Source organism: Azospirillum sp. TSO5 (assembly GCF_003116065.1).
Taxonomy (GTDB): Bacteria; Pseudomonadota; Alphaproteobacteria; order Azospirillales; family Azospirillaceae; genus Azospirillum.
In genome coordinates this window covers 181,098-199,365 of the sequence record NZ_LGQY01000006.1, presented here as the reverse complement: position 1 = coordinate 199,365, position 18,268 = coordinate 181,098, and the positions used below count along the sequence as shown (strand labels likewise).

The following is an 18,268-nucleotide window of genomic DNA, read 5'->3' as shown; positions in this document are numbered from 1 at the left end:
GACAGAAAGCCTGACCGCCATGACCGGCAAGCCAACCGGCACTCTCCTGCCCCGCCTCGCCCCAGGTTCCACCATCGGCATGCTGGGTGCCGGACAGCTTGGCCGGATGACGGCGCTTGCCGCCGCGCGGCTGGGCTACAAGACCCATGTCTACGCTCCCGACGCGGCGGACAGCCCGGCGGCGCAGGTCAGCGCCGCGGCGACGGTGGCGGATTGGGATGATCTGGAGGCGCTGGAGCGCTTCGCCCGCTCGGTCGATGTGGTGACTCTGGAGTGGGAGAATGTGCCGGTCGCTACGGCCGAGCATCTGCGCCGCTTCACCAACCTGAACCCCGGCCCGAACGTTCTGTCGGTGGCGCAGGACCGCATCGCCGAGAAGAGCTTCGTCAACAAGCTCGGCATCGCTACGGCACCCTGGCGGGCGGCCAACAGCGCCGAGGAGGTCGCCAGCGCGGTGGCGGAGATCGGACCGCGCTGCGTTCTGAAATCGACGCGGCTCGGCTATGACGGCAAGGGACAGGCGCGGCTGGACAGCGGCAGCGATCCGGCGGCTGCTTGGGCCAGCATCGGCGGCGGCAAGCCGGGGGTGGAGGGCATCGTCGAGGGCTTCGTCACCTTCGCCTGCGAGGTGTCGGTGATCGTCGCCCGCGGTGCCGACGGCGCGATGGTCGCCTATCCGGCGGTGGAGAACCGCCACAAGGACGGCATCCTCGACGTCACCATCGCTCCCGCGGCAGCGGATAAGGTGTCGCCGGAAACCGCGGCGGAGGCCGACCGCATCGCGCGCCGCATCGCCGAGGCTTTGGATCTGGTCGGCGTGCTGGCGGTGGAGATGTTCGTCACCGCCGACGGGGCCGTGCTGGTCAACGAGATGGCGCCGCGCCCGCACAATTCCGGCCACTGGACCATGGACGCCTGCGCCACCAGCCAGTTCGAACAGCTGGTGCGCGCGGTCTGCGGCCTGCCGCTGGGCTCGGTGGAGCGGCTGGCCGATGCCGAGATGACCAACCTGATCGGCGACGACGTGCTGCGCTGGCCCGACCTGCTGGCCGAACCCGGTGCCCGGCTGCACCTGTACGGCAAGGCGGAGGCCCGGCCCGGCCGCAAGATGGGCCATGTCAACCGGCTGTTCGCGCGCCGCTGACGCTTCGGATCGCCATAACGACTAGAAGGCCCCGCCGACCGGACCGGTCGCGGGGCCTTTTTCATGCTGGGATTCAAGTCAGGGCGGAATTCGTTCTCGCCACGGCCGAGCTGCAGCCACTGCACGCGCTGCGCCGGTGGATGGGCATCATCCGGTTCTTCGGCCGCGACGAGATGGATGAAGGATGCCGGGCGGAACGGCCAGGCACAATCGTGAGAAAGCTCAACCGCCAGGCGCAGGAGACGTACTGCCCCGGCGGCACCCAGCCAGTGGGAGAGAGGCGAATCCGTGTTGCGAACCGTGCCATCGGCACTATGGCCACCGGACAGTTTGGCAAATCCGCACTCCCCACCAATTGCAGGGCCGCTACAGTGAACCAGACCGGGGTAGCTGTCGGCAGTCATTCGAAATAAACCGCTTTTCCGGCTATTTGGTTGCGCCGCCAGCATTTACTTTCGCCCGACGGTAATTAACTGTTTATTCCTTATCTATCGAAGTAATATTCCGCCGCAACATTAAGATCGTCGATCGACATGACCTGACTGAATTGACACCCCGATTAGGAGAAACCCAATGCGTTTTCCAGTGCTGGACGGTTGGCGCGGCTTGTGCGCGTTATTCGTGGCTTTATTCCATTTCAGCGCTTTTGGAAATTTTTATCTCAATCCATTCGTTCGAGGCAGCTATCTGTTTGTCGACTTTTTCTTCGTTCTCAGCGGCTTCGTCATCACCCACGCCTATCTCCGGCGCCTGAACTCGGCACCGGATGCCGGGATTTTTCTGGTCCGGCGGATGGGCCGTGTCTGGCCCCTGCATGCGGCCACCCTGGTCGCGTTCATTCCGCTGGAGATCGTCAAGGCACTGGCGATCCATGGCGAGGCCGCGGCCTTCACCGGCCGCTTCGCGCCGTCGTCCATTCTCAGCAACCTCTTCCTGGTCCATTCACTAGGCGTCGAGAGCGAGCTGACCTGGAACATGCCGAGCTGGTCGATCAGCGCGGAGGTCATCGCCTACATCACCTTTGCCCTGGTCTGCCTGCTGGCCCGCCGCACGTGGCTGGTGACGGCGGCGGCGGTGGCGCTGTCGGCCGCCGGTGCCTTCGTCATCATGGGATGGTCGGACCATTTCATCGACACCAGTTTCGACCTCGGCTATTTCCGCTGCCTCTACGGCTTCTTCGCCGGACACATCGTCTATCGGCTGTTCATGGCCGCCCGCGGCGCCGGACTGGCGAAGCTGCCGATGGCCGGGCTGGTCGAGGCGGCCTGCCTGGCTGCGGTGATCGTGTTCGTGGCGGCGGCGCGCGGCAATGCCCTGTCCTTCGCCTCGCCGCTGCTGTTCGGCCTGGTGGTCTGGGTGTTCGCCTTCGAGGGGGGAGTCCTCTCGCACCTGTTGGCCAAGGTGCCGCTCCAGTGGCTGGGCGCCCGTTCCTACTCCATCTACATGGTGCATGCGCTGGTCATCGCCCTGTACCAGAAGACGGCGGCCGTGATGCAGAAGCTGCTGGGCCAGCCGATGTTCACCGAGACGCCGGTCGGTGGTGAAGAGACTCGGCTGATCTTCTTCGGCGGCACCTGGGTGATGGATGGGCTTGCGCTGTCGTATCTGGCGACGGTGATTGCGGTGTCCGCCCTGACCTACCGTTTCATCGAGATGCCCGGTCAGGCGAGCTTCAACGCAGTGCTTCTCGGCCGGCGCAAACCCACAGTCCAGCCGGTGACCGTGGACGTCACCTGATACGGCACACTTGGCGCACACCGGGCGCGGGAGTTTTGGCAGCCGCTCGACAACCCGCTTGCGGGGGCTGCCGATTCCCATTCAGCGCTTCCAACGACCGTCGTTGCGGTCCCGGAACGACCGCGTCAAGTTTTCGGTAACGATAATTTCCGAGAAGACAGGCAGAAGGCAAGGCGCCGGCGGAGCGTTAGCATTTACGGTATAGATGTCACAAATTGTCGCGTTCTGTTAAGCCGACGGTGGTCGGCAACAGACTCTCTTCTAACCTATGGCGATATTGGTTACTCTCGGTCACATTCATCCTCAAACTCTCTAAACTTTGATGCAATTTGTAACCTCATGACGATGCCCTTGGCGCAGGACAGTGCAGGACGCTCCCCCCCGGTGATGACTCCGGTCGTCGGGCCGGTGATGACGCCGGCTGCCGGTTCGGCGGCGTCGCGCCGTCCGGCGTCAAGCCGCGATCGCGACCGCTTCGTCGGCTTCGCCTTCGCCGCCGCCGACCTGCTGATCGAAACGGACGCGCAGGGCAACATCCTGTTTTCCGCCGGGGCGCGCTGCCGCCTGACCAAGGGCGAGGTCGGCGGGCTGGTCGGCACCAACCTGATGGAAGTGGTGGCGCCCGGCGACCGCAAATACGTCCATGTCCTGTTCGACCGCATCCGGGAGAAGGCGCGGATCAAGCCGTCGCGCGTGCTGTTCCAGGCCTTCGACGGGCAGCAGTTCGCGGCCCTGCTGGGCGGTTGCCGGCTCGATTCCTGTCCGGGATCGCTGTTCCTGACCGTGCTGTTGACCGCACCGCAACGCCACGGTGCCGGCGCAGCCGCCGCGGCGCAGGGCGAGTTGCTGGACCAGACCGGATTCGCCGGCATCCTGGAGGAGCGGATCCTCGCCGCCCGCGAGAAGGGGCTCGACCAGGGGCTGACCCTGCTGCTGGTCGAGGGGCTGCAGGCGATGGTGGAGACGATGCCGGAAGGGGCCGCCGCGGAGGTGCGCGAGGGCATCGACGCCTATTTGCGCGGCATCTCCGCCGACGGCGACAGCGCTGGCCAGTTGACCGGCGACCGGTACGGCATCGTCCATGCCGCCGACATCGACGGGAGCGAGGTGCAGGGCCATATCGCCCAGATCATCGAGGCGGCGGGCGGCGCCCTGCCCGGCGGCATCCGGTCCTGGACGCTGGACATGGCCGACGACCGGCTGGACGCCGCGGATGCGGCGCGCGCGCTGGTCTATACGGTGCAGGCCTTCGCCTCGGCGCAAGGCGGGGAGTTCACCATCTCCAGCCTGGAGGACGGTGCCAACCGGCTGATGGCCGGCGCGGTGGAACGGATCGGCCAGTTGCGCGCGACCATCGACAACCGCGACTTCATCGTCGTCTACCAGCCGATCGTCGACATCGGCACCGGCGCCGTTCACCATCTGGAGGCGCTGACCCGTGTCGACGGGATGAGTTCGCCGGCCGACTTCATCACCTTCGCCGAGGATGTCGGGCTGATCTACGATTTCGACCTGCTGCTGACCCGCACGGTGCTGGACACGTTGCAGGAGTTCCGCAAGGAGCCCAAGCTGCCGGACGTGGCGATCAACCTGTCGGCCAAGACGCTGATGAGCCCGATCTTCCTCAAGCAGTTCCAATCGGTCGTCGCCCCCTATGGCGATCTGGCCGCGAAGCTGCTGATCGAGGTGACGGAAACGGTCATCGTCACCGACATCGCCAAGCTGAACGAGGTGCTGCAGAAGCTGCGCGAGACCGGGTTCCGCATCTGCCTGGACGATGTCGGCGCCGGATCGACCAGCTTCCAGTCGCTGTACGGCATCCAGGCCGATTACGCCAAGATCGACGGCAAGTTCGTCCGCGGCGCCGTCAACAGCCCGCGCGACATGGCGATGCTGCGGTCGATGGTCGACGTCTGCCGCCAGTTGGGACTGGACCTGATCGGCGAGCAGGTGGAGGAGGCGGTGCACGCCGATCTGCTGACCGGGCTGGGGGTGTCGCTGGCCCAGGGTTTCCTGTTCAGCCGGCCGTCGCGGGACTTCGCCTATTTCGCCAAGGACTGGTCGAAGGTGCGCAGCGGCGGCAAGGTGCTGCTGAAGGGGTGAGTCGGGCTGAAGGGGTGAGTCGGGCCTGCCCCGGGCCAGCCGGATCAGGCGAGCGCCGTCGCACCGGCGAAAGCGCCCATCCCCTCGATGCTGTGGACCTGCTCCAGCCGGTGGCGGGCGGCGTCCAGCAATTGCCGGTTATGGGCCAGCGCATTGGCGCCCGCACAACCGTCGCGCAGGTGCATGCGACGCAGAAGCGCTTCGGCCTGATCCAGGGTATCCATGATGCTCAGTGCGGTATCGGCGTCCATCGTCGCCCTCATATCCTGTGCGTCGCGCGGGAAGGTCGTCGCGCCGTCTTTCGGTGCGTCGACATTAGGCGCCGCAACTCTCCATCAGGTAGAGGATATTTGGTCGCACGCACGGGAAAAATAGTGGTTTTTTAAATGTTATTTCGTATTAGTTGAATCGTTTCTTTCCAACCATTGGGTCTGCACGCGGATGACCTTCTCGGTGGCGGAAAATGCCTGACGGCGGGTAAGAACCAGAACGACGCCGCTGGAGGCGGCGATCAGGGGAATCGGTCCGATGATCCAGACCAGCGCCGCCAGCGCAAAGTAATAGGCGCGGATCCCGCCGTTCAGCGCGGTGATCGCCAGGGTCAGCGCCTCGCTGATGGTCCGGGCGATTTCCTTGCGGTCGTCCGGCGGCACCGGCGGCATCGGGGCGGAGCCGATCAGGGCGCAACAGTAATTGTACTGGCGTAGCGCCCAGGTGAACTTGAAGAAGCCGAAGGTGAAGATCACCACCATCAGCAGCATCTTGATCTCGAACAGCTGGGGCGAGGTCTGGACGGCGAAGGACAGGTCGGAGATGAACTGCTGCGCCCGTTCCGCCGCGCCGAAGGACCCGATCAGGCCGGCCAGCACCAGCATGTTGGTGGAGGCGAAGAAGGTGCAGCTGTGCATGGTGTGGCCGAACAGCTGCGAATCGATAATGCGGTTGTCGCGCTCCAGCATCCGTTCGATCCAGTGGCGCCGCACGATCCGCAGATGCTGGTTCAGCACGTTGCGGCCGGTCAGCAGATGGTCCTGGGTGATGGTGAAGCCGACCCAGGAGCCGACGAACCAGACGAAGGCGATGATGTCGAGGGTGGTGACGTCGGAAGGCATGGCGGCGGGCATGGCGGCGGGGTCTCGTCGGGTGGCGGACGGCCAGCAAGCGTGTACGCCGGCCGCGGACGGCTGTCCATTGTGGCTGTCCGAGAGGATTCCGTCACCGTTCTCCCGCTTCGCGCCCCTGTACCGCCTTCAGGACATGGACGCGGATGGCGCTGGAGAGATTGCCGGTGCGGGTCTGGTCGATTTCCTCGATCAGGGCGTTCACCGACAGGCCGCGGGACTGAGCAACCGATTTCAGGGCGTCCCAGAACTCCTCCTCAAGGGAGACGCTGGTGGGGTGGCCGGCGATCAGAACCGAACGCTTCTTCATGGTCACGCACGCATCGCAAGTGGGGGATGGGGGTGGTCAGAGGAAGGCCGGAACGGCCGGGAACGACGACACCCCCACCCTAACCCCAAGCTTAACCGGGACCAACCATCCGTTCGGGGCGAACCCATTGATCGAATTGCTCATCCGTCAGGAGTCCGAGTTCGCGTCCGGCCTCCTTTAGGCTTGTCCCTTCCTTGTGGGCTTTCTTGGCGATCTTCGCCGCATTGTCATAGCCGATGTGGGGATTCAGCGCCGTCACCAGCATCAGGCTGTCCGACACCAGTTTGGCGATGCGGTCGCGGTTGGCCTCGATTCCCACCACGCAATTGTCGGTGAAGCTGTTCGCGGCGTCGGCCAGCAGACGGATCGACTGCAAAACGTTGAAGGCGATCACCGGCTTGAACACGTTCAGTTCGAAATGGCCGGTGGCGCCGGCGATGGTCACGGTGGTGTGATTGCCCATCACCTGGACACAGACCATCGTCATCGCCTCCGACTGGGTCGGATTGACCTTGCCGGGCATTATCGAGGAGCCGGGCTCGTTCTCCGGCAGCGACAGCTCGCCGATGCCCGAGCGCGGGCCGGAGCCCAGCAGGCGGATGTCGTTGGCGATCTTCATCAGCGACACCGCCAGCGTGTTCAGATGGCCGTGCACGTCGACCAGCGAATCATGGGTCGCCAGCGCCTCGAACTTGTTCTCCGCCGTGACGAAGGGAAGGCCGGTGAAGGCCGCCACCTCCTCCGCGAAGGCCTCGGCGAAGCCGGGCTTGGCGTTCAGGCCGGTACCGACCGCCGTGCCGCCCTGGGCCAGCCGGTAGAGCTGCGGCAGCGCGCCCTTCACCCGCGCGATGCCATAGGAGACCTGCGCGGCATAGCCGGAGAACTCCTGTCCCAGCGTCAGGGGTGTGGCGTCCTGCAGATGGGTGCGGCCGATCTTGACGATCTCCTGGAAGGCATCGGCCTTGGCGTCCAGCGCCGTGCGCAGATGCTCCAGCGCCGGGATCAGGCTGCGCACGATCTCGTCGGCGGCGGCGATGTGCATGGCGGTGGGGAAGCTGTCGTTGGAAGACTGCCCCATGTTGACGTGGTCGTTGGGATGGATCGGCGTCTTCGACCCCATCGCGCCGCCCAGCTTCTCGATGGCGCGGTTGGCGATCACCTCGTTGGCATTCATGTTCGACTGGGTGCCGGAGCCGGTCTGCCAGACCACCAGCGGGAAATGGTCGGCCAGCCGGCCGTCGATCACCTCGTCCGCCGCCTCCATGATCGCGGCGCCGAGTGTCGGGTCGAGCACGCCCAGCTTCAGGTTGGCGGCGGCGGCGGCGCGCTTCTGGATGCCCAGCGCGCGCACCAGCGGCACCGGCATGCGCTCTCCGCCGATGCGGAAATTCTGGAGCGAGCGCTGGGTCTGGGCGCCCCAGTAACGGTCGGCCGGAACGTCTATGGGGCCGAAGCTGTCGGTTTCGGTGCGGACACCGCTCATGGTCGGACCTTTCCTGATCGCCGCTTTTGGTCACGGATGGAGCAGGTTGCAAATGCTCCCGCCCCGCCTGATCTTTGCGGTGAAGGTGCGGACGGCAAGGGGCGGTCTGACGGGGCATCTTGGGACGCACCAAGCGGGAGCTTGGGCGACTCGGCAGGAATCCTCACTTCACCCCCGAATTTGTTCTTGTTGCGTTCGCAGTTCTTCCGTACCCTTTTCCGAGTGACCGGTTGAACCGCCGCAAGTCCGGCGGTCATCGACGGATTTTGGCGACAGCATTGGGCGACAGCGACAGGGGGAACAGAATGGACGATCTGGCACACGACCATATCCGCGCCTTCATTGCCCGGACGCGCGTTTCGGAGATGAAGAGCCGCGGCTGGCGCGTTCTCGGCCCGGGGGAGGAAGGCTCTGTCCTGATGGAAGGCCCGATGCCGGCCGGGCGTGCTGCGGTTCTGGATGCGCCCATCGGCGGGATTTTCGACGATCTGGTCGCCCGCGCGCTGGAACGCGCCGACGCACGCGACCGCATGACCGCCCGCCGCGCCGCCTGATATGTCCAGCGGCCGGCATTTCCAGGGAGGTCATGATCTCAAACGGGGTTGACGGGACCACACCCTTTGGTAGTCCCTCCCTCCAATTCCCTCAGGCGCTCTGAGCAACCTGACATAGCGGTGCGTGTTGTCATAGTGCAAGGCACCCGCCGGGACATCCAACAGCGACCTATTGTAGCAGGGTATCGAGCGTGGCTTTCAACGTTCGGGGTAACTCTTCGGAGTGGTCACGGGCGATAGGACCATAGATCGGAAGTACCCCCGAAGATACCACCTGCCGCATAGTCCCGTTAGGAAGTCTTTAACTGGCCCGGTGGCCTTATTGGGTCATCGGGAACGCTCAGGCCAAGGGAGATTTACATGATCGGCGCCGTCAACACCAAGAAGATCAACGCGTCCTCTGCGGCCCATATCGAGCTTCTCGATCAGTTCATTCGACTGACCCAAGACACCATCGTCGAGCAGGACGACGCTTTCGTTCGCGACAGCCTGGTCGATCTTCTGGCCAACCTGCGCAATGAACGCGCCGACTATGCCGAGATCATCGGCGCGTCCGCGTTGAACCGCGCCGCCTGATCCCACGCCTTACTTCTCCCCGGCCAAACCCTCGGCCGCGAGATTGGCCAGCGCTTCGCCGGTCAGGCGGTAGGGAAGCCATTCCTTCATCTGGCTGAACCCGATCCGGTCGTAGAATCCGCGCGCCGGGTTCCAATCCAGGACACTCAGATCGACACGACGGTAGCCGCGCTCCACCGCGCGTTGCGCGACCGCGGCCAGCAGCTTGCGGCCGACGCCGTAGCGCCGCGCGTCGTGCGTGACGTAGAGGTCTTCCACATACAGGCCGGGCCGCCCCTCCCAGGTGGAGAAGTTGCGGAAGGTCAGGGCGAAGCCGACCGGCACGCCGTCCAACTCGGCGATCATCGCCTCGAACACCGGCTGCGGCCCCCAGCCGTCGCGGCGGAAATCCTCTTCGGTCGCCTTGACCGCATCGGATTCGCGCTCGAACTCCGCCAGTTCGCGGACGAAACGCAGGATGGTGGCGCAATCCTCCTCGACGGCGGGGCGGATGGTGACGGTCGGCATCGGCGGATGGCTCCCTGATTTGGCACAAACGAAACGGGGAGCGGACCATAGCCCGCTCCCCGCTCTTGTGCACTCCCGTTGAGCATGACGCCCTCAGTCGTCGCCGCCGCCCTTCAGGTCGAGAATGCCGCGCAGTTCCTGCACGCGGCGTTCGGCGCTGTGTTCGGCCAGCACCCGCTTGCGCGCCCGGCGGCCAAGGTCGGTCAGGTGGTTGCGCGGCAGCATCATCGCGGTGGTGACGTCGTCGGTCTGGGCGGCCACCAGAATCTCGCGCCCGGGCTCGAAGAAACTGTCCAGCCCCTCCCACTGATCGGCGACGATGGCGGAGCCGCAGGCGGCGGCGAGGAACAGCCGGTCGGACGGGCACCAGCCGATCTTGCGCTCGTCGTCGCGGGCCAGCGTCAGCGCGAGACTGGCCGAAGCCAGCACGTCGGCATGCTGCGCCGGGTCGAGATCGGGGAAGGTCAGGATGTTGGAGGCGCGCGGCACGCCGTCCGGCAGATCGGCGCCGACCAGCACGAAGCGACGGCGGGTCAGCCGTTGGGCGGGGTTGATGAAGAAGTTGTCCAGCCCCTCGCGGATGCCGTCCGGCCCGCCGACGATGCAGCAGAGGTCGCCCAGATACTCCCGCCTGAAGTCGCCGGGCTTGTCCACCTCCGGCACGATCCAGGGATAGAGCGGGACCACCGATTCCGCCCCTGCCTTGGCACGGTAGCGGTCCAGCGCCGGCCCGCCGCAGGAGGCGAGCACCATGTCGAAGCCGCCCAGCCCGTCGGCCGGCAGATGGGCCACGCTCTCCCCCGCCTCCAGCGCGGTCAGGCTGACCGCCGCTTCGGGATCGTAGAGCACACGGCGCGGTGCCTTGGACTGGCGGACGAGGTCGGCGGCAAGGCGGGCGTCCGGCCCCTGTGCCACCACCAGCGCCACCCCGGCATCGTCGGCCTGCGCCGCCGCCTCCACGGCGACCTCGTCCCAGGCGCCGTAGGACAGCACGTCGCCGCCGGGGATCGTCCAGGGCGTCGGCGCATCGGGGCCGCTGCGTTCGACCGCGACGACGCGATGGCCGCGGATCGCCAGCGCCTGGATCAAGGCACGCCAGCGCGATCTGTGCCCGCCATCATGGCGATACCCGTTGGTCAAGCCGAAGATCACGATTTTCATGGCGACGGCACCCTTGGCATTCCGTGACAGAAGGCGGCCTCTTCGTCGAAGCGGCACCCGATCGTTGCGCGTTCCGGATCGATGTGCCTCCAGATCAACGCAATAGAGGAAGGCGGTGTTCCGGATTTCGTTCCCGTCCCGTCTTCCTTGTCGGGAACAGGTCTTTCCGGGATCGGCACCGAAAGGCGGAGACCCGCCGGACGGGAATTGCGAAAGCGATGCGCTGGATTTTGATATGGACCGGTCCGCCGGCCCTGCAAGCGTTTCGCTCCCGCAATCGAGGGTTCCACCCCGGAAGTATCCATTTGTCGGTTGAGCCTTGCGGCCGGGAGCCTTAGGGTCACGCCCCGGTTCCCCCTCCGATCACGGTCGAGCGCATGCGAGTCCCGTTCCGTCATCCCGCCCGCCTCCTTCTCGCCACCCTGCTGATGGCCGGCTGCCAGAGCACCGGCGCCACCGCCCCGGTCGTTTCCGGCACCCCGACGGCTGCCGCCACCCCAGCCCCGGCGGCGGCGACGCAGCAGTCCGTCTCCTTCGCCGAATGGCTGGCGGCGTTGCGTACCGAGGCGCTGAGCCAGGGCATCCGCCCGCAGACCTTCGACCGCGCCTTCCAGCGGGTGAAGCTGTCCGACCGTGTGGTGGAGCTGGACTCGGCCCAGCCCGAGTTCACCCGGCAAGTGTGGCAGTATTTGGACAGCGCCGTGAATGAAAAGCGCGTCCAGGACGGCCGGCAGAAGCTGCAGGAGCATGCGGCGTTGCTTTCCCGCATCACCCGCCGCACCGGCGTGCCGGGGGAGGTCCTGGTCGCCTTCTGGGGGGTGGAGTCCGATTTCGGCAAGTCCACCGGCAACTTCTCGGTCATCGACGCGCTGACGACGCTGGCCTTCGAGGGCCGCCGCGCCGCCTATTTCCGCTCGGAACTGCTGGCGGCCCTGCGCATCCTCGAGTCCGGCGACATCCCGCCGGAACGGATGAGCGGCTCCTGGGCCGGGGCCATGGGCCAGACCCAGTTCATGCCGACCGTCTTCCTGCGCAACGCGGTGGACGAGGATGGCGACGGACATCGCGACATCTGGGGCAGCATGCCCGACGTCCTGGCCTCCACCGCCAAGTTCGTGCTCGCCAATGGTTGGCGTCCCGGCGAACCGTGGGGGCAGGAGGTGCGGCTGCCCGACGGCTTCGCCTACGATCAGGCCGAACTGAGCATCACCAAGCCGCTGTCGGAATGGCGCCGGCTGGGCGTGCGTCCGCTGGACGGCAGCGAGCTTGACGGCGACGGGTCCGCGGCGATCCTGGTGCTGGCCGGGCATCGCGGGCCGGCCTTCCTGGTGCGCGACAATTTCCGCGCAATCATGCGTTACAACCCGTCGACCAGCTATTCGCTGGCCGTCGCCCTGCTGGCCGACCGCATGACCGGCAAGCCCGGCGTCCGCGGCAGCTGGCCGCGCGAAGAACAGGCGCTGAGCCGCGACGAGCGCATCGACCTGCAGCAGCGTCTGGCGGCGCTGGGCATGGATCCGGGCGCAGCCGACGGCATCGTGGGGGCGAACACGCGCAACGCGGTGCGGCGGTTCCAGGCTTCGGTCGGGGAAATCCCTGACGGATTTGCCACCAAGGCGCTGCTGGAGCGGTTGCGGCAGCGGTCGTGAGGAAGAGGTTTCGTTGGGGGGAGCCCCCTCCCCATCCCTCCCCCGCTTTGCGGGAGAGGGGGTAAAATGCTTGTCGACGTCGATTAATCGCGAAGCGGCGGAGTTCCCTCTCCCGCGTTAGCGGGGGAGGGTTAGGGAGGGGGCATCCACTAGAAGTGCCTCACACCCTCCCCCACCATCCCGCCGCGCAGCAGCCCCCAGGCGCCCGCCAGCAGAACCGCCGCCACCCCGGCGCCAGCCAGCCCATCCGGCGCGCCGTCGAGCAGAAGCCAGCTCGCCGCCAAACCGACCAGCCCGGCGGCGAGCGGCAGCACGTCCTTGCGCGAGCAGAGCCAGATCGCCCGCAGGGTCAGCGTGCCGCGCCGGTTGGCGAACAGAAGGGTAGCAGTCGCCACCGTCACGCCGACGGCCAGCAGCAGGGCAAGACTGGCGAGCGGCACGTCGGGAATGGTCATGCCGGCGATGCTGCGCCCGGCAGTCACCACCAGAGCCACGGCGGCAACCGCCAGCGCCACACCTTGCAGCATCGACAGCCGGGCGCGCAGGTCGGGCCGCCGCCCCGTGCCGACCAGGGTCACCGCATGGCCGGCGGCGTGGTTCAACACCAGCAGCGCCGCCGCCCACAGCGACACCGCCTGCGTCGCATTGGCGGCGGTGAGCAGCAGGGCGCCGAGCAGCCCGTTCACCACCATCGCCATCCGCATCGTGTGCTTCAGATCGTCCGGTCCGCTGGACGGACGGGAAGACCCACCGCCGCAGGAACCGCCACCACAGGATCCGCCACCGCAACCGCCGTCCATCACATCGCCCTTTCCCATAGGAGAATGGTGGGAATCATAGGAGTGCGGGGGCGGCGCGTCCACCACCATCAGGACTTTCTGATATGCACCACGTCCGTGGCTGCGCATCGAAAGGGGTGGTGTCGCAGGCCGGTTACCCTTTCGAACGGCGGAGGGGATAACCCGGCCCACCCAACGGTGCAGCGGGCGTCTCATTGGTCGCTTACCCGTCCCCTTCCCATGAAAAGGAGCGGGACGAGGCGGATATGGGGACTGTCACAGCCGCATCATCGGAACCACTCCATGACGAAGCGACCCGCCTCCCCCGTCAAGATCCTGATTGTCGACGACAATCCGCTGCTGCAGCGGGCGTTGAAGGACATGCTGGGGCTTTGGGGTGTCGGCCAGATCACCGCGGTCGCCAACGGACAGGAGGCCAAGGACGCGCTGCGGCGCGAGGTGTTCGACATGATGGTGACCGACTGGGTGATGGAGCCGGTGGGCGGTGCGCAGCTGATCCAATGGATTCGCCAATCGCCGGGCAGCCTGCGGCCCAACATGCCGATCATCGTGCTGACCGCCAACGCCGATCTCGCCACCGTGCGCAGCGCCTGGGATGCCGGCGCCGACAGCGTGCTGGCCAAGCCGGTGCCGGCCGCCACGCTGGCCCGGCGCATCGACGCGGTGCTGAACCGTCGCGACAGCACGCCGCGTACGGCCACCGGCGGGGCCAGCGATGGAACCGCGACCCACAGCGAAAGCCGCCCTGACTCCGCACGCCCGGCCGACCAGGGCGGCATCTCCCCCGCCGGCCTGCCCTCCCCCCGGACGACGGCGCCGCGTCCGGTTGTCAGCGGCACGGCGCAACTGCCGCCTCCCATCCCGCCGTCAGCCGTTCCTGCGTCGGTGACGCCGCCGGACCGCAGCGCCGCCACCATGCGCAGCGACGATCCGAAGCGGGTGCGGCTGCTGCTGGCGCTCGACAAGCTGGAGGCGGCCATCGACCGGCCGGACCCGATCGGCAGCCGGCTGCGCCATTCGCTGTCCGATCTGCAGATCGCCACCGCCGGCGATTCCGCCGCGTCCTCCATCGTCGCGTCGCTGTCCACCTGCGTCACCTGGGTGGAGCCGGATGTCGAGGGCTATATCGACGCCCTGCAGGCCCATGCCGCAGCCTTGCGCTGGCTGGTGGGGTCGGACGGCAGCACCCAGTCGATGGCGGTGGCGCTGTGCCTGATCCGCACGCTGCGCGCCAGCGTCCGCACCCTGGCCGCCCGCGGCCACTCCGACTTCGGCAACTGGCCCGAGGGCGGCAACCCGACCCCTCCGGGCAAATCCCCCCTCACCGGCCGCTGAGTCCGTCCCCATATCGCTTGGACAGGCTCCGGGCGAGAAGGGAGCGGAGCGGGAATTTCCGCAAGGCAGGGCATTCCATACGCTCCGTTACGGAAGACCGCCGGTTGCCGGCCGATCCTTGCTTTTTGCGATCCGGCCGGCCGCAGGCGTTGCGATATAAGACAGCCTTCATTACCTTTTTGCCCAGCGAACAAATCGGCGTCCCAGCACTCCGCACCGGAGTTTGCCAGGCTGCCGACCGATGGGAGGAAATGAAGAATGGCGCTCGCAACTGTCTCGCTCGAAGACAAGTACGCGCTCGAAGAGGGGCGTGTGTATCTCACCGGCACCCAGGCGCTGGTGCGCCTGCCGATGATGCAGCGCCAGCGCGACCTCGCCGCCGGACTGAACACCGGCTGCTTCATTTCCGGCTATCGCGGGTCGCCGCTGGGCGGCTTCGACCAGAATCTGTGGAACGCCCGCAAGTTCCTGGAAAAGAACCACATCCAGTTCCAACCCGGTGTGAACGAGGAGTTGGGCGCCACCGCCGTCTGGGGCAGCCAGCAGGTCGGCATGTTCAAGGGCGCCAAGTATGACGGCGTCTTCGCCATGTGGTACGGCAAGGGCCCCGGCGTCGACCGCTCCGGCGACGTGTTCAAGCATGCCAACGCGGCCGGCACCTCCAAGAACGGCGGCGTGCTGGTGCTGACCGGCGACGACCACAACTGCAAATCCTCCACCTTCCCGCACCAGTCCGAACACGCCTACATGCACGCCATGATCCCGGTGCTGAACCCGTCGGGGGTGCAGGAGATCCTGGATTACGGCCTGATCGGCTGGCAGATGAGCCGCTATTCCGGCTGCTGGATCGCGATGAAGACGATCGCGGAGACGGTGGACACCTCGGCGTCGGTCTACATCGACCCGCACCGCGTGTCCCCCGTCATCCCCACCGACTTCGCGCTTCCGCCGGGCGGCCTGAACATCCGTTGGCCCGACCCGCCGCTGGAGCAGGAACATCGGCTGATGAAGCACAAGCTGTACGCCGCCCTGGCGTTCGCGCGTGCCAACAAGCTGGACCGGGTGGTGATGGAAAGCCCGCGTCCGCGCTTCGGCATCGTCACCACCGGCAAGAGCTATCTCGACGTCCGTCAGGCCTTTGACGAGCTGGGCATCACCGAGGAGATGGCCGCCGACTGGGGCATCACCGTCTACAAGGTCGGCATGCCCTGGCCGCTGGAGCGTGATGGCGTCCGCCACTTCGCCGAGGGTTTGGAAGAGATCGTCGTGGTCGAGGAGAAGCGCGCGGTCATCGAGAACCAGTTGAAGGAACAGCTCTACAACTGGAATCCCGACGTCCGCCCGAAGGTGGTCGGCAAGTTCGACGAACAGGGCGAGTGGATCCTGCCCAGCGCCGGCGAGCTGACGCCGGCCCAGATCGCCGTGGTGATCGGCCGCCGCCTGCAGCGCTTCATCGACAACGAGAACCTTGTCCGCCGCATCGCCTTCCTCGACGCGCAGGAGAAGCAGAAGGCCCATGTCGCCCGCGTGGTGCGCAAGCCGACCTTCTGCTCCGGCTGCCCGCACAACACCTCCACCGTCGTGCCGGAGGGCAGCCGCGCGCTGGGCGGCATCGGTTGCCATTACATGGCGACGTGGCTGGACCGCTCGACCGACACCTTCACCCAGATGGGCGGCGAGGGCGTGCCGTGGGTCGGTCAGGCCGCCTTCACCGAGGAAAAGCACATTTTCGCCAACCTTGGCGACGGCACCTATTTCCACTCCGGCATCCTGGCGATCCGTCAGGCCATCGCCGCCAAGGTGAACATCACCTACAAGATCCTGTTCAACGACGCGGTCGCGATGACCGGCGGCCAGCCCTTCGACGGCACGCTGACTGTGCAGTCGATTGCCAACGTCCTGCGGGCGGAGGGGGTGCAGCGCATCACCGTCGTTTCCGACGAGCCGGAGAAGTACGGCATCAACAGCGGCCTGCCGCAATACGCCAATGTGGAGCACCGCGACGACCTCGACCGTGTGCAGAAGGAGATGCGTGAGGTCCCCGGCGTCAGCGTCCTGATCTATGACCAGACCTGCGCCACCGAGAAGCGCCGCCGCCGCAAGCGCGGCAAGATGGTCGACCCGGCCAAGCGCGTCGTCATCAACGAACTGGTCTGCGAAGGCTGCGGCGACTGCTCGGCCAAGTCGTCCTGCGTATCGGTGATCCCGCAGGAGACCGAGTTCGGCCGCAAGCGCCAGATCGACCAGTCCAGCTGCAACAAGGACTATTCCTGCACCAAGGGCTTCTGCCCCAGCTTCGTGACGGTCGAAGGCGGGCAACTGCGCAAGCCGAAGCCGGCTGCCGCGAAGTCGGCCGACGCCACCGCCCTGCCCGCACCCGCCATCCCGGCCTTCGACAAGACCTGGAGCCTGTATGTCACCGGCGTCGGCGGCACCGGCGTCGTCACCATCGGCGCGCTGCTGGGCATGGCCGCCCATATCGAGGGCAAGGGCGTCGGCGTGCTCGACATGACCGGGCTGGCGCAGAAGGGCGGCGCGGTGACCAGCCACATCCGCATCGCCAACACGCCGGAGGACATCCACTCCGTCCGCATCGCCGCCGGCGGGGCCGACGCGGTGCTGGGCTGCGACCTGATCGTCGCGGCGGCCGGCGACGGCCTGTCGAAGATGACCGCCGGCCGCACCCGCGCCGTCATCAACACCCATGACAGCATCACCGCCGACTTCATCAAGAGGCCGGACATGGTGATCCCGGTGCGCGATCTGGTCGGCGACATCCGCAAGGCCTGCGGCGGCGACGCCAATGTCGATGCCTTCGACGCGACGAAGCTGGCCACCGCACTGCTGGGCGACAGCATCTACGCCAACCCGTTCCTGATGGGCTATGCGTGGCAGAAGGGGCTGATCCCGCTGACCGAGGAATCTATCCTGAATGCCATCGAGCTGAACGGCGTGTCGGTGAAGCTGAACCTCGACGCCTTCCAGTGGGGCCGCCACGCCGCCGTCGATCTGGCCTCCGTCGAGGCCGCCGCCAAGCCGCAGGAGGTGGTGCAGGCCACGCAATCGCTGCTGCTCGACCAGCGCCGCCAGTCCGGCAGCCTGGAGGAGGTGATCGACCGCCGCCACCGCTTCCTGGTCGATTACCAGGACGCCGCCTATGCCGCCCGCTATCACGCGCTGATCGACTGGACCCGCCGGACGGAGCAGCAGAAGGTCCCCGGCTCCACCGCGCTGACCGAGGCGGTCGCCCGCGCCCACTTCAAGCTGATGGCCTACAAGGACGAGTATGAGGTGGCGCGCCTCTACACCGACAGCGGCTTCGTCGAGAATGTGCAGCGCATGTTCGAAGGCGACTGGAAGCTGACCTTCCACATGGCCCCGCCGGTGATGGGCGAGACCAACGAGGACGGCGGCGAGCCGAAGAAGAAGACCTTCGGCCCGTGGATGCTGCACGCCCTGCGCCTGCTGGCCAAAGGCAAGCGCCTGCGCGGCACCCGGCTCGACCCGTTCGGCCGCACCGCCGAGCGCCGGCAGGAACGCCAGCTGATCGCCGATTACGAGGCGGTGGTGGGCGAGCTGCTGAACGGCCTGACCCGCGAGAAGCTGGCTCTGGCGGTGGAGATCGCCTCGCTGCCGATGGAGATGCGCGGCTACGGCCCGGTGAAGGCCCGCAACGTCGCGGGGGCGAAGGCGAAGGAAGCCAAGCTGCTGGCTGACTTCCGCGCCCCGGTCGCCGCCCCGCAGCCGCTGGCGGCGGAGTGAGGTGGTTCGGGTGGTTCAGTGAGGTG

General features: G+C 66.7%; 15 protein-coding genes. 8 read left to right on the top strand and 7 right to left on the bottom strand.

Features of this window, described 5'->3' with window-relative positions:
• The first annotated feature begins 19 nt into the window (after nucleotides 1–19).
• From TSO5_RS01670 to TSO5_RS01660, 3 genes are all read left to right on the top strand, one after another.
• On the top strand, nucleotides 20–1,144 hold the full coding sequence (locus tag TSO5_RS01670; protein ID WP_109149955.1) for a 5-(carboxyamino)imidazole ribonucleotide synthase: 1,125 nt from the start codon (nucleotides 20–22) through the stop codon (nucleotides 1,142–1,144).
• A 573-nt stretch (nucleotides 1,145–1,717) separates the two neighbouring features.
• A complete protein-coding gene (locus TSO5_RS01665) occupies nucleotides 1,718–2,881 on the top strand; it encodes an acyltransferase (RefSeq protein WP_109149954.1) in 1,164 nt (387 codons plus the stop codon).
• Between the two features lie 387 nt (nucleotides 2,882–3,268).
• Entirely contained in the window at nucleotides 3,269–4,984 is a 1,716-nt protein-coding gene (locus TSO5_RS01660) for an EAL domain-containing protein (RefSeq protein WP_247870537.1), read from the top strand.
• A gap of 44 nt (nucleotides 4,985–5,028) precedes the next feature.
• Here TSO5_RS01660 and TSO5_RS01655 read toward each other — a convergent pair whose 3' ends face one another.
• The 4 genes from TSO5_RS01655 to fumC form a co-directional block, all read right to left on the bottom strand.
• On the bottom strand, nucleotides 5,029–5,235 hold the full coding sequence (locus tag TSO5_RS01655; RefSeq protein WP_109073086.1) for a hypothetical protein: 207 nt from the start codon (nucleotides 5,233–5,235) through the stop codon (nucleotides 5,029–5,031).
• A 138-nt stretch (nucleotides 5,236–5,373) separates the two neighbouring features.
• Entirely contained in the window at nucleotides 5,374–6,108 is a 735-nt protein-coding gene (locus tag TSO5_RS01650) for a DUF599 domain-containing protein (protein ID WP_247870531.1), read from the bottom strand.
• Between the two features lie 91 nt (nucleotides 6,109–6,199).
• Nucleotides 6,200–6,415 carry a ribbon-helix-helix domain-containing protein gene (locus TSO5_RS01645; protein ID WP_109149952.1) on the bottom strand — a complete coding sequence of 72 codons (216 nt, stop codon included), beginning with the start codon at nucleotides 6,413–6,415 and terminating at the stop codon, nucleotides 6,200–6,202.
• 91 nt (nucleotides 6,416–6,506) lie between these two features.
• Nucleotides 6,507–7,898, bottom strand: a complete 1,392-nt coding sequence (fumC, locus tag TSO5_RS01640; RefSeq protein WP_109149951.1) for a class II fumarate hydratase — start codon at nucleotides 7,896–7,898, stop codon at nucleotides 6,507–6,509.
• 305 nt (nucleotides 7,899–8,203) lie between these two features.
• On the opposite strand from fumC, the gene TSO5_RS01635 reads away from it, so the two are divergent.
• Nucleotides 8,204–8,452 carry a hypothetical protein gene (locus TSO5_RS01635; RefSeq protein ID WP_109149950.1) on the top strand — a complete coding sequence of 83 codons (249 nt, stop codon included), beginning with the start codon at nucleotides 8,204–8,206 and terminating at the stop codon, nucleotides 8,450–8,452.
• Nucleotides 8,453–8,812: 360 nt separating this feature from the next.
• Nucleotides 8,813–9,028, top strand: a complete 216-nt coding sequence (locus tag TSO5_RS01630) for a hypothetical protein (protein ID WP_109149949.1) — start codon at nucleotides 8,813–8,815, stop codon at nucleotides 9,026–9,028.
• Between the two features lie 9 nt (nucleotides 9,029–9,037).
• On the opposite strand, the gene TSO5_RS01625 is transcribed toward TSO5_RS01630, so the two are convergent.
• Together TSO5_RS01625 and TSO5_RS01620 are read right to left on the bottom strand one after the other, a co-directional pair.
• Nucleotides 9,038–9,535, bottom strand: coding sequence for a GNAT family N-acetyltransferase (locus tag TSO5_RS01625; protein ID WP_109149948.1), 498 nt, complete (start codon nucleotides 9,533–9,535; stop codon nucleotides 9,038–9,040).
• A 93-nt stretch (nucleotides 9,536–9,628) separates the two neighbouring features.
• Nucleotides 9,629–10,696 (bottom strand): glycosyltransferase, encoded by a 1,068-nt coding sequence (locus tag TSO5_RS01620; RefSeq protein ID WP_109149947.1) that lies wholly within the window; start codon nucleotides 10,694–10,696, stop codon nucleotides 9,629–9,631.
• Between the two features lie 377 nt (nucleotides 10,697–11,073).
• Here TSO5_RS01620 and TSO5_RS01615 point away from each other — a divergent pair, with 377 nt between their 5' ends.
• Complete coding sequence (locus tag TSO5_RS01615) at nucleotides 11,074–12,345, top strand: lytic murein transglycosylase (protein WP_109149946.1); 1,272 nt, start codon at nucleotides 11,074–11,076, stop codon at nucleotides 12,343–12,345.
• A gap of 149 nt (nucleotides 12,346–12,494) precedes the next feature.
• Here the strand turns inward: TSO5_RS01615 and TSO5_RS01610 are convergent, their stop codons facing one another.
• The gene (locus TSO5_RS01610) at nucleotides 12,495–13,145 is read right to left on the bottom strand and encodes a hypothetical protein (protein WP_109149945.1); all 651 of its coding nucleotides are present in this window, start codon (nucleotides 13,143–13,145) and stop codon (nucleotides 12,495–12,497) included.
• A gap of 282 nt (nucleotides 13,146–13,427) precedes the next feature.
• On the opposite strand from TSO5_RS01610, the gene TSO5_RS01605 reads away from it, so the two are divergent.
• Both TSO5_RS01605 and TSO5_RS01600 read left to right on the top strand, forming a co-directional pair.
• Nucleotides 13,428–14,480, top strand: a complete 1,053-nt coding sequence (locus tag TSO5_RS01605; RefSeq protein WP_109149944.1) for a response regulator — start codon at nucleotides 13,428–13,430, stop codon at nucleotides 14,478–14,480.
• 258 nt (nucleotides 14,481–14,738) lie between these two features.
• A complete protein-coding gene (locus tag TSO5_RS01600) occupies nucleotides 14,739–18,242 on the top strand; it encodes an indolepyruvate ferredoxin oxidoreductase family protein (protein ID WP_109149943.1) in 3,504 nt (1,167 codons plus the stop codon).
• Nucleotides 18,243–18,268: the final 26 nt, after the last annotated feature.